Origin of the sequence: Micromonospora olivasterospora (assembly GCF_007830265.1) — a bacterium.
Taxonomy (GTDB): Bacteria; Actinomycetota; Actinomycetes; order Mycobacteriales; family Micromonosporaceae; genus Micromonospora; species Micromonospora olivasterospora.
Genome location: NZ_VLKE01000001.1, coordinates 4,260,661 through 4,273,291 on the forward strand (window position 1 = coordinate 4,260,661; position 12,631 = coordinate 4,273,291).

Annotated in this window: 12 protein-coding genes and 2 pseudogenes; 12 read left to right on the top strand and 2 right to left on the bottom strand. The window is 74.6% G+C overall.

The genetic code is table 11. The annotated features are described in order from the left end of the window. The first annotated feature begins 241 nt into the window (after positions 1-241). The 12 genes and pseudogenes from JD77_RS19660 (at position 242) to JD77_RS19705 (ending at position 10,666) form a co-directional block, all read left to right on the top strand. Complete coding sequence (locus tag JD77_RS19660; protein ID WP_145775641.1) at positions 242-613, top strand: hypothetical protein; 372 nt, start codon at positions 242-244, stop codon at positions 611-613. 313 nt (positions 614-926) lie between these two features. Then, positions 927-2,519 carry a proton-conducting transporter transmembrane domain-containing protein gene (locus JD77_RS33785; RefSeq protein ID WP_246140764.1) on the top strand — a complete coding sequence of 531 codons (1,593 nt, stop codon included), beginning with the start codon at positions 927-929 and terminating at the stop codon, positions 2,517-2,519. Then, the gene (gene mbhE / locus JD77_RS33790) at positions 2,465-3,316 is read left to right on the top strand and encodes a hydrogen gas-evolving membrane-bound hydrogenase subunit E (RefSeq protein ID WP_246140765.1); all 852 of its coding nucleotides are present in this window, start codon (positions 2,465-2,467) and stop codon (positions 3,314-3,316) included. Before JD77_RS33785 ends, mbhE begins: the two co-directional genes overlap by 55 nt. Further along, on the top strand, positions 3,301-3,762 hold the full coding sequence (locus JD77_RS33795) for an MnhB domain-containing protein (protein WP_246140766.1): 462 nt from the start codon (positions 3,301-3,303) through the stop codon (positions 3,760-3,762). The genes mbhE and JD77_RS33795 overlap by 16 nt, the downstream gene beginning before the upstream one ends. Beyond that, positions 3,759-4,229, top strand: a complete 471-nt coding sequence (locus JD77_RS19670) for a Na(+)/H(+) antiporter subunit C (protein WP_145775642.1) — start codon at positions 3,759-3,761, stop codon at positions 4,227-4,229. The genes JD77_RS33795 and JD77_RS19670 overlap by 4 nt, the downstream gene beginning before the upstream one ends. Beyond that, complete coding sequence (locus tag JD77_RS19675) at positions 4,226-5,740, top strand: Na+/H+ antiporter subunit D (protein WP_145775643.1); 1,515 nt, start codon at positions 4,226-4,228, stop codon at positions 5,738-5,740. The genes JD77_RS19670 and JD77_RS19675 overlap by 4 nt, the downstream gene beginning before the upstream one ends. Positions 5,741-5,810: 70 nt before the next feature. Beyond that, positions 5,811-6,383: pseudogene (locus JD77_RS19680) on the top strand (Na+/H+ antiporter subunit E); the annotation flags it as partial. Beyond that, positions 6,380-6,643: an MrpF/PhaF family protein gene (locus tag JD77_RS19685; protein ID WP_145775645.1), complete on the top strand. Its 264-nt coding sequence runs from the start codon at positions 6,380-6,382 to the stop codon at positions 6,641-6,643. The pseudogene JD77_RS19680 and the gene JD77_RS19685, both read left to right, overlap by 4 nt. Further along, positions 6,640-6,975: a monovalent cation/H(+) antiporter subunit G gene (gene mnhG / locus JD77_RS19690; RefSeq protein ID WP_145775646.1), complete on the top strand. Its 336-nt coding sequence runs from the start codon at positions 6,640-6,642 to the stop codon at positions 6,973-6,975. Before JD77_RS19685 ends, mnhG begins: the two co-directional genes overlap by 4 nt. A 147-nt stretch (positions 6,976-7,122) precedes the next feature. Next, positions 7,123-8,486: pseudogene (locus JD77_RS19695) on the top strand (hemolysin family protein). A 58-nt stretch (positions 8,487-8,544) separates the two neighbouring features. Further along, positions 8,545-9,612 carry a hemolysin family protein gene (locus JD77_RS19700; RefSeq protein ID WP_145775647.1) on the top strand — a complete coding sequence of 356 codons (1,068 nt, stop codon included), beginning with the start codon at positions 8,545-8,547 and terminating at the stop codon, positions 9,610-9,612. 130 nt (positions 9,613-9,742) lie between these two features. Next, positions 9,743-10,666, top strand: coding sequence for a sporulation protein (locus JD77_RS19705; RefSeq protein WP_145775648.1), 924 nt, complete (start codon positions 9,743-9,745; stop codon positions 10,664-10,666). A gap of 23 nt (positions 10,667-10,689) precedes the next feature. Here JD77_RS19705 and leuE read toward each other — a convergent pair whose 3' ends face one another. Beyond that, entirely contained in the window at positions 10,690-11,358 is a 669-nt protein-coding gene (gene leuE, locus JD77_RS19710; protein WP_145775649.1) for a leucine efflux protein LeuE, read from the bottom strand. Next, positions 11,355-12,599: a bifunctional pyridoxamine 5'-phosphate oxidase family protein/GNAT family N-acetyltransferase gene (locus JD77_RS19715; protein WP_145775650.1), complete on the bottom strand. Its 1,245-nt coding sequence runs from the start codon at positions 12,597-12,599 to the stop codon at positions 11,355-11,357. Before JD77_RS19715 ends, leuE begins: the two co-directional genes overlap by 4 nt. Between the last annotated feature and the right edge of the window lie 32 nt (positions 12,600-12,631).

The window sequence follows — 12,631 nt, forward strand, 5'->3', positions numbered from 1 at the left end:
AAACTCACTGAAAGCGTATGTGACACGCCGAAACAGCAACATTTCCGTGAATCTGCGCCCGCCGCTGGCCGTCGGCGTCGGCGTCGGCGACTGGCGCGTACGGCCGCCCCGGTGGTCTGTCCGAATGATGAGGACCTAGGATGTAAAGAGCGCTATAACCGTTACGTCTCATCTAACAGCTTGCTTGTGGACAGCAACATAAAGTAACTTCACCCGCAGTGTGAGGTGCGGAGGAGGGGCCATGGGCGAGGAGCGAGGCCGTGGGTCCGGCACCGATGTGCTCATCCGCAAGGTCGATGGTCACCTCGCCGCGCTCCGCGCCGGCCTGCAGGGTCCCGAGTTGGAGCTCGCCGAGCGGCTCGCCTTCTGCCTGCGCGAACTGGTCCGGCAGACCGCCCACTCCAGCGCCGCCGATCGTGGTCAGGTCCGCGCCGCGGTGCACTACTTCGTCCTGCGTCGGGAGAGCCGGGGCCGGCTGCTCTCGGTGCGGTCCCTGGCCGCCGCCCAGCGCGTGGTCAACAAGGTGGTGCTCCAGCTGGGTCGCCCCGACCTGCTGGTGGAGACCCGCCGCGACCGCCAGGCGCTGCCGACCGGCGACATCCCGGTGCGCTGACCGACCCGGCTCGCCACCACGGCCCACCCAACCCCACCCCACCCCACCCCACCCCACCCCACCCCCCCCCGCGGCGAGGCGGTGACCAAGAGGTTTGTGTCGGCGCGTCCGCGAGATCCTGACGCAACTCTCTTGATCGACCGCGGGGGGTGGGGGCGACCCGGCCCCGCCCCGCGGTCTCGAGGCGGGGGAGGGGCTAGGGGAGCCGGGGGGAATTCCGGCAAACGCTCACATGTAGTGGCAAACTGGCGTCTGATCGCTCCTAGGCGCTCCCCCGGGGCGCGCACTGCTGCCACCTCGACCGGGAGCGCGGGTGCTCGTACTGCTGATCCTCCACCTCGTGGCCGCGCTCGTCGCGCCGCCGCTGGTCCGGTGGTGGGGGCCCCGCGCCTTCCTCCCGCTGGCGCTCGCGCCTGCTGCCGCGTTCGCCTGGGCCCTGGCCCGTACGCCCGCCGTGGCCGGCGGCGGCGCGGTGACGGAGACATACTCCTGGATCCCGCAGCTGCGGCTGGCGCTGGCGTTCCGGCTGACCACCCTGTCCTGGCTGCTGATCCTGCTGGTCGGCGGCGTCGGCGCGCTGGTGCTGGTCTACTGCGCCCGGTACTTCGCCCCCGGCTCGGTGGGCCTGACCCGGTTCGCCGGGGTGCTGGTCGCCTTCGCCGGCGCGATGCTCGGCCTCGTCCTCGCCGACGACCTGCTGCTGCTCTACGTCTTCTGGGAACTGACGACGATCTTCTCCTACCTGCTGATCGGGCACAGCACCGAGCGCCGGTCCAGCCGGTGGGCGGCGAGGCAGGCGCTGATCGTGACCACGCTCGGCGGGCTGGCCATGCTCGTCGGTTTCCTGATGCTCGGCCGGCACGCGGGGGAGTATCGCTGGTCGGCGCTCGCCTCGGCCGACCTGCCCGGGGGCGGGTACCTGGTCACCGCCGTCCTGCTCGTGCTGGCCGGCGCGCTGGCCAAGTCGGCGGTGCTGCCGTTCAGCTCCTGGCTGCCGGCGGCGATGGCCGCGCCCAGCCCGGTCAGCGCGTACCTGCACGCGGCGGCGATGGTGAAGGCCGGCGTGTACCTGATCGGGCTGCTCGCGCCCGTGCTGGCCGCGGTCGGCCCGTGGCGGCCGGTGGCGGTCACCGCCGGGCTGCTCACCATGCTGGCCGGCGGCTGGGCCGCCCTGCGCCAGACCGACCTGAAGCTGCTGCTGGCGTACGGCACGACCAGCCAGCTCGGCCTGCTGACGGTGGCGCTCGCCTGGGGCACCCCGGACGCCGCGCTGGCCGGGACGGCGATGCTGCTCGCCCACGGGCTGTTCAAGTCCGCGCTGTTCCTCGTCGTCGGGGCCGTCGACCACACCGCCGGCACCCGCGACCTGCGCGAGCTGTCCGGCCTGGGGCGGCGCGCCCCGCTGCTGGCCGCGACCGGGATCCTGGCCGCCGCCTCCATGGCGGGGGTGCCGCCGCTGATCGGGTTCGTGGGCAAGGAGGCGATCCTCGCCGCGTACACCGGTCAGCCGCTGCTCCTCGCCGGGCTGGTCGCCGGCACCGTGCTCACCGTCGCGTACAGCGTCCGCTTCGCCTGGGGCGCGTTCGCCACCCGGCCGGACGTCGAGCCCACCGAGCCGGGGCACGCCCCCGCCGCCCTGCTCGCGCCGCCGGCCCTGCTCGCCGTCGCGGGCTGGCCGCCGGTGTGCTCGCCGGCCCGCTCGGCCGCCTGCTGCGCCCGTACGCCGAGCTCTTCGGCCCGGTCGGGGCGGACCTCGCGCTGTGGCACGGGCCGAGCCTCGCCCTCGGCCTCTCCGCCGCGGCCCTCGCGGGCGGCGCGGCGCTGTTCGCGCTGCGCGGCCCGCTCGCCCCGGTGCTGCACCGGGTCCGCGCGCCGGTGGGCGGCGTCCGCGGGTACGAGTGGCTGACGCGCCGTTTCGACCGGGCCGCCATCGCCGTCACCAGCGTCACCCAGCGCGGCTCGCTGCCGCAGTACCTCGGCACGATCCTGCTGGTCCTGGTGCTCGTGCCCGGCGGGGCGCTGCTGGCCACCGGCCCCTGGGGGCGGCCGGTCCACCTGTGGGACACCCCGCTGCAGCTCGTGGTGGGGCTGGTGACCGCGGCGGCGGCGCTGCTCGCCGTCGGTGCCCGCCGCCGGCTCACCGCGATGCTGCTGGTCGGGGTCACCGGCTACGGCACCGCGATGATGTTCGTCCTGTACGGCGCGCCCGACCTGGCGCTGACCCAGTTCCTGGTGGAGACGGCCACCATCGCGGTGTTCGTGCTGGTGCTGCGCCGGCTGCCGGAGCGGTTCTCCGTCCGCCCCCTGCGCCGCAGCCGGTGGGTGCGCCGGTCGGTGGGCGTCGCGGTCGGCGTGGTGCTCGCCGGGCTCGGCCTGGTGGCGGCCGGTGCCCGGACCGCGCCGTCGATCTCGCGCGACTTCCCGGAGCAGGCGGTCATCCGGGCGTACGGCCGCAACGTGGTCAACGTGACCCTCGTCGACATCCGGGCCTGGGACACCATGGGGGAGCTCTCGGTGCTGGTGGCCACCGCGACCGGCGTGGCCAGCCTCGTCTTCCAGCGTTCCCGCACCGGCCCCCGCCCGCGACGCCCGCCGCGCCCCGTCGGCCGGCGTCCCCGCCCGGGCGGCCGGTGTGGCTGCGCGGCGGTCCCACCCTGCACGCCCGCCGCCGGTCGATCGTCTTCGAGGTGGTCACCCGGCTGATCTTCCACACCGTGGTGCTGCTCTCCCTGTTCCTGCTCTTCTCCGGCCACAACGCCCCCGGCGGCGGCTTCGTCGGCGGCCTGGTCGCCGGCCTCGCCCTGGCCGTGCGCTACCTCGCCGGCGGCCGGTACGAGCTGGCCGAGGCGGCCCCGGTCGGTGCCGGCACGGTGCTCGGCGCCGGCCTGGCCGTGTCGGTGGGCACCGGCGTGGCCTCCCTGCTCGCCGGCCGGTGGGTGCTGGAGAGCGCGCGGCTCGACTTCGCGCTGCCCGGCGTGGGCGAGATCCACCTGGTGACGGCCCTCTTCTTCGACATCGGCGTGTACCTGATCGTGGTCGGCCTCGTGCTGGACATCCTGCGCAGTCTCGGCGCGGAGGTCGACCGGCACATCGAGGCGGCCGGCGGCGGCGGGCGCGGGCTGGCCGTGGACGCGGGGGAGCCGCGATGACCGGGCCCAGCCTGGTGCTGGTGGCCGCCGTCGGGGTGCTTGCCGGCACCGGCGTGACCCTGCTGCTGGAACGCAGCCTGAGCCGGATCCTGCTCGGGGTCATCCTGCTCGGCAACGGGGTCAACCTGCTGATCCTGCTCGGCGGCCGGCCCGGCGCGGCGCCCGTGGTCGGCACGGCGCCGATCGACCGGATGAGCGACATGCTGCCGCAGGCGATGGTGCTCACCGCCATCGTGATCACCTTCGGGCTCACCGCGTTCCTGCTCGCCGTCGCGTACCGCGGCTGGTACCTCGAGGGCAACGACGAGGTGGAGGACGACCTGGAGGACCGCAAGGTCGCCGCGTTGGCCGCCCGCAACGAGCTGCCCGCCCCCGACCTCGGCGGCGAAGGGCCGGGCGACGACCCGGAGCAGGTGGACCCCGAGCCGTTCCCGCGCCGCCCACGCCGTCGCGGGGACACGGCGTGACCGGGTACGCGGCGCTGGTGCCGTTGCCCGTGGTGGTGCCGCTGCTCGGGGCGGCGTTCACCCTCCTGCTCGCGAACCGGCCGCGGGTGCAGCGCACGGTCAGCGTGGTCGGGCTCACCACCACGCTGACGGTCGCCGCGGTGCTGCTCGTCGAGGCGTACCGGCACGGGCCGGTCGTGGTGCGGATCGGCGGGTGGCCCCCGCCGGTGGGGATCGTGCTGGTGGCCGACCAGTTGGCCGCGTTGATGCTGGTGGTCTCGTCGGCCGTCACGCTGTGCGTGCTGCTCTACTCGATCGGCCAGGGCCGGGGCGAGATCGGCGAGGTCGCGCCGGTGACCATCTACCACCCGACGTACCTCGTGCTCACGGCCGGCGTCACCAACGCGTTCCTGGCCGGCGACCTGTTCAACCTCTTCGTCGGCTTCGAGATCCTGCTGGCGGCGAGCTTCGTGCTGATCACGCTGGGCGGGACGGAGACGCGGATCCGGACCGGCCCGACGTACGTGGTGGTGAGCATCCTGTCCTCGATGATCTTCCTGGCCGGGGTCGGCCTCGTCTACGCGGCCACCGGCACCCTCAACATGGCCCAGCTCGCCCACCGGCTCGACGCGCTGCCCGACGCCGTACGGCTCTGCCTCCAGCTGATGCTGCTGCTGGCGTTCGGGATCAAGGCGGCGGTGTTCCCGCTGTCGGCGTGGTTGCCGGACAGCTACCCGACCGCGCCCGCCCCCGTCACCGCCGTCTTCGCCGGCCTGCTCACCAAGGTCGGCGTGTACGCGATCATCCGCACCGAGACCCTGCTCTTCCCCGGCGGCGAGGTCTCCGGCCCGCTGATGGTGGTGGCCGGCCTGACGATGCTGGTCGGCATCCTCGGCGCGGTCGCCCAGCCGGACATGAAGCGGCTGTTCTCGTTCATGCTGGTCAGCCACATCGGGTACATGATCTTCGGGGTGGCGCTCGGCACCGTCGCCGGGCTGGCCGGGGCGATCTTCTACGTGGTCCACCACATCACCGTCCAGACCACCCTGTTCCTGGTCGCCGGGCTGGTCGAGGCGCGGGCCGGCAGCACCGACCTGCGCCGGCTCGGCGGGCTGGCCCGGGTGGCCCCGCTGCTCGCGGTGCTGTTCTTCGTCCCGGCCATGAACCTCGCGGGCATCCCGCCGTTCTCCGGGTTCCTCGGCAAGCTCGGCCTGCTCCAGGCCGGGGTGGCCGTCGGCGGCCCGCTGCCCCTGGCGCTGGTCGCCGCCGGCACGGCCACCAGCCTGTTGACCCTCTACGCCGCGTCCCGGGTGTGGAACGTCGCGTTCTGGCGGGCGCCCCAGCTCGCCACCGCCGAGCCGCCGCTCCGGCTGCCGGCCCTGATGGTCGGCGCCACGACGGCCCTGGTCGCGCTGGGCGTGCTGCTCACCGTCGTCGCCGGGCCGCTGTTCGGGGTCACCACCGACGCCGCGACCGACCTGCGCGCCCGCACCCCGTACGTGCGGGCGGTGCTGCCCGGCGGCGCCCCGTGACCGCCGGACCCGACCGCCCCCGGGCGGACCCGAGGCGGGCGCCGCCGATCCCGGCCGCCGGAGCCGGGTACGCGCCCACGGCCGGCGCTGGCGCGACCAACTGGTGGCCCTCGCCTGGCTGGCACTGATCTGGAACCTGCTCTGGGGACGGTTCTCCTGGGGCAACGTGCTGGCCGGGCTGCTGGTCGCCGCGGCGGTGCTGACGTTCTTCCCGCTGCCGCCGGTCACCTTCGGCGGCCGGGTCCGCCCCTGGGCGCTGCTCGCGCTGGCGGGCCGGTTCGTCGTCGAGCTGGTCGGCGCCAGCGTCCACGTGGCCTGGATCGCCGTCCGGCCCGGCTACCGGCCCCGGGGCGCGATCATCGCCGTGCCGCTGCGGGTGCGTACCGACCTCAACCTCGCGCTCACCGCCGAGGCCGTCTCGCTCGTCCCCGGCACCCTCATCCTCGAGGTCGACCGGGAGCGGGGCCTGCTCTACGTGCACGTGCTCGACGTCCGCGGGCCGCGGGACCTCACCGACAGCCGCGACCGCGTCCTCGCCACCGAGGCCCGGATCGTCCGCGCCGTCGGCTCCGCCGCCGAGCGGGAACTCCTCGCCACCCCCGCCGATCCCGTCCCGTCCGCCGACCGGAGGCCCGACCAGTGACCGCCGTCCTCGCCACCGTGCTCACCGTGCTCTTCTCCGTCACCGCGCTGCTCGCGCTGGCCCGGATGTACCGCGGCCCCTCGCTGCTGGACCGGGTGATCGCCGCCGACGTCCTGTTGAACACCATGGCCGGGGCGGTCGGGGCGGAGGCGGCGGTCAACCGGCACGCCACCACCCTGCCCGTGCTCGTGGTCCTGTCGCTGCTCGGGTTCGTCGGCGCGGTGGCCCTGGTCCGCTTCGCGGTGCAGGAGGAGGCGTGACCTGGGCGGCGGCGGCCGACTGGCTGGGCGGCGCCTGCCTGGTCGCCGGGGGACTGCTCAGCCTCGCCGCCGGGATCGGCGTGCTGCGGTTCCCGGACGTGCTGGACCGGCTGCACGCGGCCACGAAGCCGCAGGTGCTCGGCGTGCTGCTGCTGCTCGCGGGGCTGGCGTTGCGCCTGCGTACCTCGGCCGACCTCGGGATGATCCTCCTGGTGGCGGTGTTCCAGCTGGCGACCGCCCCCGTCGCCGCCCAGATGGTCGGCCGGGCGGCGTACCGGTCGGGGCGGGTCAACCGAGACCTCCTCGACGCCGACGACCTCGCCGGCCGCTGAACCTTCCCTGCTCCTTCAGCGAAAGCACAGCCAGGGCCGATAAAATGGCCGCATGATCGACTCTTCTGCCCAGGAGGGCAGCAGTAGCCAGCCGGGTCAGCCCCGGCATCCCCACGCCCCGACGACCCCGGGAGCCCTGAGCGACCCGTGCTGATCGTCGTCGGACTCGTTCTCATCATCGTTCTCACCGCCGCCACCGGTTACTTCGTGGCCCAGGAGTTCGGTTACGTCGCCGTGGACCGCGGCCGGCTCAAGCAGCTGGCCGACGCCGGCGACCAGGCCGCCGCCCGGGCCCTGGAGGTGACCGGCCGGCTCTCGTTCATGCTCTCCGGCGCGCAGCTCGGCATCACCGTGACCGCGCTGCTGGTCGGTTACGTCGCCGAGCCGTACCTCGGTGCGGGGCTGGCCCCCTGCTCGGCGGGGTCGGGGTCTCCACCGCGGTGGCCCTGCCGCTGTCGGTCGCGCTCGCCCTGGTCATCGCGACCGTCGTGCAGATGGTCCTCGGCGAACTGGCCCCGAAGAACCTGGCCATCGCCCGCGCCGAGCCGCTGGCCCGGGCGCTGGCCCGGTCCACCCTGCTCTACCTGCGGATCGCCGGGCCGGTGATCACGCTGTTCGACAAGGCCGCCGTACGCCTGCTGCGCCGGGTCGGCATCGAGCCGATCGAGGAACTGCCCAGCGGCGCCACCCCGGAGGACCTGGAGCAGATCATCGCCGAGTCCCGCGACGAGGGGCACCTCGACGCGGAGATGTCCACCCTGCTCGACCGTGGGCTCGACTTCCGGGAGCTGACCGCCGGGGAGGCCATGGTGCCCCGGGTCGACGTGCACACCGTCCGGGCGGACGAGCCGCTCAGCCGGGTGGTGGAGCTGCTCGACACCGGGCACTCCCGCTTCCCCGTACGCGGCGCCGAGGGCGTCGACGACCTCGTCGGCGTGGTCGGCATCGCCGACGTGCTGGCCGTGCCGCCGGCGCGGCGCGCGGCCACCCCGGTCAGCGCGGTGGCCGTACCCCCGTTGCTGGTGCCGGAGACCCTGCCGCTGCCGACGGTGCTGGACCGGCTCCGGGTCGGGCACCGGCAGCTCGCCTGCGTGGTCGACGAGTACGGCGGCTTCGCCGGCGTGATCACGCTGGAGGACATCGCCGAGGAGCTGGTCGGCCCGATCCGCGACGAGGACGACCCGCCGGAGCGGGCCCCCGCCCGGCAGGACGACGGATCCTGGGTGGTCCCCGCGCGCTGGCGGATCGACGAGGTCGCCGACAGCACGGGCATCGCCCTGCCCGAGGCGCCCGAGTACGACACCCTGTCCGGCCTGGTGATGCGCGAGCTCGGGCGGGTGCCCGAGGTCGGCGACCGGCTGGAGATCGCGCTGCCGGTCGACGGCGAGGCCCAGGCCGAGCCGCGCGCCCTCGTCGAGGTGCTCGCGGTGGACCGGCACGTGGCCGACTCGGTCCGGCTCCAGCTCACCGGGACCGGCGCGGGCGGGCGGCGCGTGGAGGGGGCAGCGTGAGCGCGAGGAGTGAGCCGGTTTTGCGAGCCCCGCAGTCGCGAACGGAAGGTGGGGCAGCGTGAGCCCGGGTGTGGCGCTGTTCGTGTCCGTGGTGCTGCTCGCGCTGAACGGGTTCTTCGTGGCCGCCGAGTTCGCGCTCGTGGCCAGCAAGCGGTACCGGCTGGAGCACGCCGTCACCAGCGGCGGCGGCCGGGGCGCCCGTGCGGCGCTGGACGGCGTACGCGAGCTGTCGCTGATGCTGGCCGGCGCGCAGCTCGGCATCACGCTGTGCACGCTGGGTCTGGGTGCGCTCGCCGAGCCGGCGATCGAGTACCTGCTCAGCCCGGTGCTGCACGCCGTGGGCCTGCCCGAGGCGGCCAGCCACGTCGTGGCCCTGGTGTTCGCCCTGGCCCTGGTCACCTTCCTGCACCTCGTGGTCGGCGAGATGGCCCCGAAGTCGTGGGCCATCACCGACGCGGAGCGCTCGGCGAGCCTGCTGGCGCTGCCGTTCCGGGCCTTCGCCCGGGTGGCCCGGCCGGTGTTGTCGCTGCTCAACGCGCTGGCCAACGCGATGCTGCGGCTGGTCCGGGTACGCCCGCAGGACCAGCTCGCCCAGGTGCACGGCCCCGACGAGCTGCGCATGCTGCTGGAGCAGTCGCGCGAGCACGGGCTGCTCGGCGCGGAGCAGCACCAGATGCTCACCAGCATGCTGGAGTTGCAGGGCACCACGGTCGCGCAGGTGATGGAGCCCTTCGACCGAATCGTCACGGTCCGCCGGGACGACCCGGCGGAGCGGATCGAGCAGGTGTCCCGGGACAGCGGCCGGTCCCGGCTGGCCGTCCTGGACGACGGTGACGAGGTGTGCGGGCTGGTGCACGTCCGGGAGGCGGTGCGGGCCACCACCACCGGCCGTTCCGCCACCGCGGGCGAGCTGATGAGTGCCGCGTTCACGCTGCCGGCGGCCGCCTCGGTGACCGAGGCGGTGGCCGCGATGCGCGGCCGGCAGGCCCAGCTCGCCCTGGTCCGCAACGGCGGCGGCCCGACCCGCCCGATCGGGTTCGTGGCGCTGGAGGACCTGCTGGAGGAGGTCATCGGCGAGTTCGACGACGAGACCGACCCGGTGCCGCGGGGCCGCCGGATGCGCTGACCCCGTCCCGTTCGTTGCCGCCGGTCCGCCGCCGCCCCACCCGGGCGCCGGCGGGCCGGCGGCCGTCGTTGTCGGCCGGTCAGGACTGTCCGGCCCCTCGCGGGGAACCCGCGGGCGGGAGGGAAGCGGCGTGCGGCTGACGGGGGTCTCGCCCGAGTCCGGCTGGACCGGGCTGTCGGTGCGCACCACGCTGCCCAGCCCAAGCACCTGCCCCGGCCTGCGGCTGCCCGGGCGCGTGACGCTCACCGCCGGCCCGGACGACGTGCCGGTCCGGCACATCCGGCTGGGCCTGGTCAGCCAGGTCGAGCCCGACGACCCGGCGGCGCCCCGCAAGCTCGTCCAGTTCCACCAGGTGGCGATCGCCGGGGCGTTCGTGGTGCCGGCCAACCGGCGGCGGGCGGTGGACTTCGCGTTGCCGCTGCCCTGGGAGACCCCGGTGACGATCTTCGGCGGAATGCCGCTGATGAGCCTGCGGATGGGGCTACGGACCGAGGTGGCGATCGACGTGGACCTGGCGCAGGGGCCCATGGTGCCGGTCTTCGTTCACCCGCTGCCGACCCAGCGGCACGTGCTGGCCGCGCTGGACACGCTCGGCTTCACCATGCGCCAGGCCGGCCTGGTCCAGGGGCGGCTGCCCGGGGTGGAGCAGACCCTGCCGCTGCACCAGCGGCTCGGCTGGTGGGTCGGGCCGCTGTACGCCGGGCCGATCACCGAGCTGGAAGTGATCTTCGTGGCGAACGCGGCCGGCCTGGAGGTGATCCTCTGGGCCGACCGGCGACTCGCCCTGGCCGGGGTCACCCACCAGAGCATCAGCCGGTTCCGGGTCTGGCACACCGGCGCGGACCAGGCCGACTGGGTCGCCGTGGTGGACGGCTGGCTGCGGCAGACAATCAACCGGCACGCCGACCTGGCCTCGGACGCACAGTGGTCGGCCCGGATCACCGAGTCCGCGCACGTCAGCCGCCACCCGGACGAGCCGGTCCACCCCGGGGAGGGCCTCGGCGGCACCGCCGGCGGGCCGGGCATCGGCGGCGGCTCCGGCGACGGCACCTGACCGCCGCCGCCGGTGGGCCGCGTCTACACCGAGGCGGTGGCGAGCTTGATGCTGAAGCCGAGGAAGAGCGCCGCCACGCCCGTCGTCGCGCCGGCCGCGAGCCGGTGCCGGCGGCGGAACTGGGCGGCCAGGAACGTCCCGGCGAAGATCAGCACGGTCAGGTACAGCGCGCTGGTGATCTGCGCGAGCAGCCCGAGCAGCAGGAACGACAGCGCCGGCCAGGCGTACCCGGGGTCGACGAACTGGATGAAGAACGAGATGAAGAACAGGATCGCCTTCGGGTTGAGCAGGCTGACCACCAGCGCCCGCCGGAACGGGCTGCGCAGCTCCGCCGGCTCGGCGGCGTCGATCAGACGCGGCGTCGCCGGGTCGTTGCGGGTGCGCCAGCGCCGCCACGCGCCGCGCAGCATCGTCAGCGCGATGTAGCCCAGGTACGCCGCGCCGGCGTACTTCACCAGGAGGAACAGCGGCGGGTACGCCTTGAGCAGCGACGCCACCCCGGCGGCGGAGAGGAACATCAGCACCCCGTCGCCGACGAAGACCCCGCCGGCGGCCCGGTAGCCGGCCCGTACCCCGCGCTTGGCCGCGGTGGAGAGCACGAACAGCGAGTTGGGGCCGGGGAGGAGCACGATGGCCACGGTCCCCAGCAGGTACGTCCAGATGTCGGTGATACCCAGCACGCCGGACATCATCGCTCCGCCGGGGTCGTGGAGCGAAGCCGGTCCCGGAGCCTGAGCCGTGCGCTCGGCCACTCGTCGACCGTCATCGCGTACTGGACCGTGTTCCGCCACGAGCCGTCGGGCCGCAGCCGGTGCTTGCGCAGCACCCCCTCGCGGCTGGCGCCGAGCCGCTCGATCGCCCGCTGGGAGCGCTCGTTGCGGATGTCGGTGTGCCAGACCACCCGTACGGCGCCCAGCTCGTCGAACGCGCGGGCGAGCAGCAGCAGCTTGGACTCCGTGTTGATTCCCGTCCGCCACCAGGGCAGGCCGAGCCAGGTGTACCCGATCGCGACCGACCGGCGTTCCGGGTCCACCTCGTAGTACGAGGTCATGCCCACCACCGCCCCGGTGACCGCGCAGCGCTGCACCCACGGCACCCGCTCGCCCCGGTGATGCGCGGCCAGCGCCGTCCGGACGATCTCCGCCGTCTCGGCCGGCCCGCCCGGCAGCGGGCTGCTCAGGTGCCGCCAGACCTCCGGGTCGGCGGTGGCGGCGTGCAGCTCGTCGGCGTGGGCGAGGTCGAGCGGTTCGAGGACGACGTGCTCGCCGCGCAGAGTCGCCGGCTCCAGCCACGGCGAGCGGGCCGGCCGCAGGTACGCCGGCAGCGGCGCGGTCACCCCCGCGTCCGGCTCCGGCTGCCCGGCGGTCAGCCGCAGCGGCACCACCCCGGCCCAGTACGGCAGGTCGAGGTCGCTCCCGTCGTCGCCCACGCCGTGGGCGCGGGCGCGCACCGACACCTCGCGCAGCGGCAGCGCCAGCACGGCGGTCTCGGCCAGCTCCCGGCGGCTCGGCGGCCGGCTGTCCGCGGCGCGCCCGGCGCCCACCTTCTCGACCAGGGCGGTCATCGCGGCCGACTTCTCCGCCGGGTCGGTGACCAGGTGGGCGGTGCCGTGGGCCACCACCGACCGGTAGTTGGCGCTGTGGTTGAACTGGGAGCGCGCGTAGACCAGCCCGTCGAGCAGGGTCACCGCCACGCAGACCGGCAGGCCGTCGCCGCGGGCGGCGAGCAGCGGCCGGGCGCCCGTGGAGCCGTGCAGATAGAGGGTGTCGCCGACGCGGACGTGCAGGGTGGGCAGCACGCGCGGCTCGCCGTCGACGATGAACCCGAGCGTGCAGTGGTACGCCTCGTCGAGCACCGCGTGGGCCGCCGCCCGGTCGTAGCTCATCCGGTCCCGCATGCGGGTGGCGGTGGTCCGTGGGGTGGGTGGGTACATGCGACAGGCCGCCTTTGTGCTAGTACAATCTC

Bases quoted from the DNA above. Each gene is read 5' to 3' on its own strand.
- JD77_RS19660 (WP_145775641.1), top strand. From the start codon at position 242: ATGGGCGAGGAGCGAGGCCGTGGGTCCGGCACCGATGTGCTCATCCGC.
- JD77_RS19670 (WP_145775642.1), top strand. From the start codon at position 3,759: ATGACCGGGCCCAGCCTGGTGCTGGTGGCCGCCGTCGGGGTGCTTGCC.
- leuE (WP_145775649.1), bottom strand. From the start codon at position 11,358: ATGATGTCCGGCGTGCTGGGTATCACCGACATCTGGACGTACCTGCTG.
- JD77_RS19715 (WP_145775650.1), bottom strand. From the start codon at position 12,599: ATGTACCCACCCACCCCACGGACCACCGCCACCCGCATGCGGGACCGG.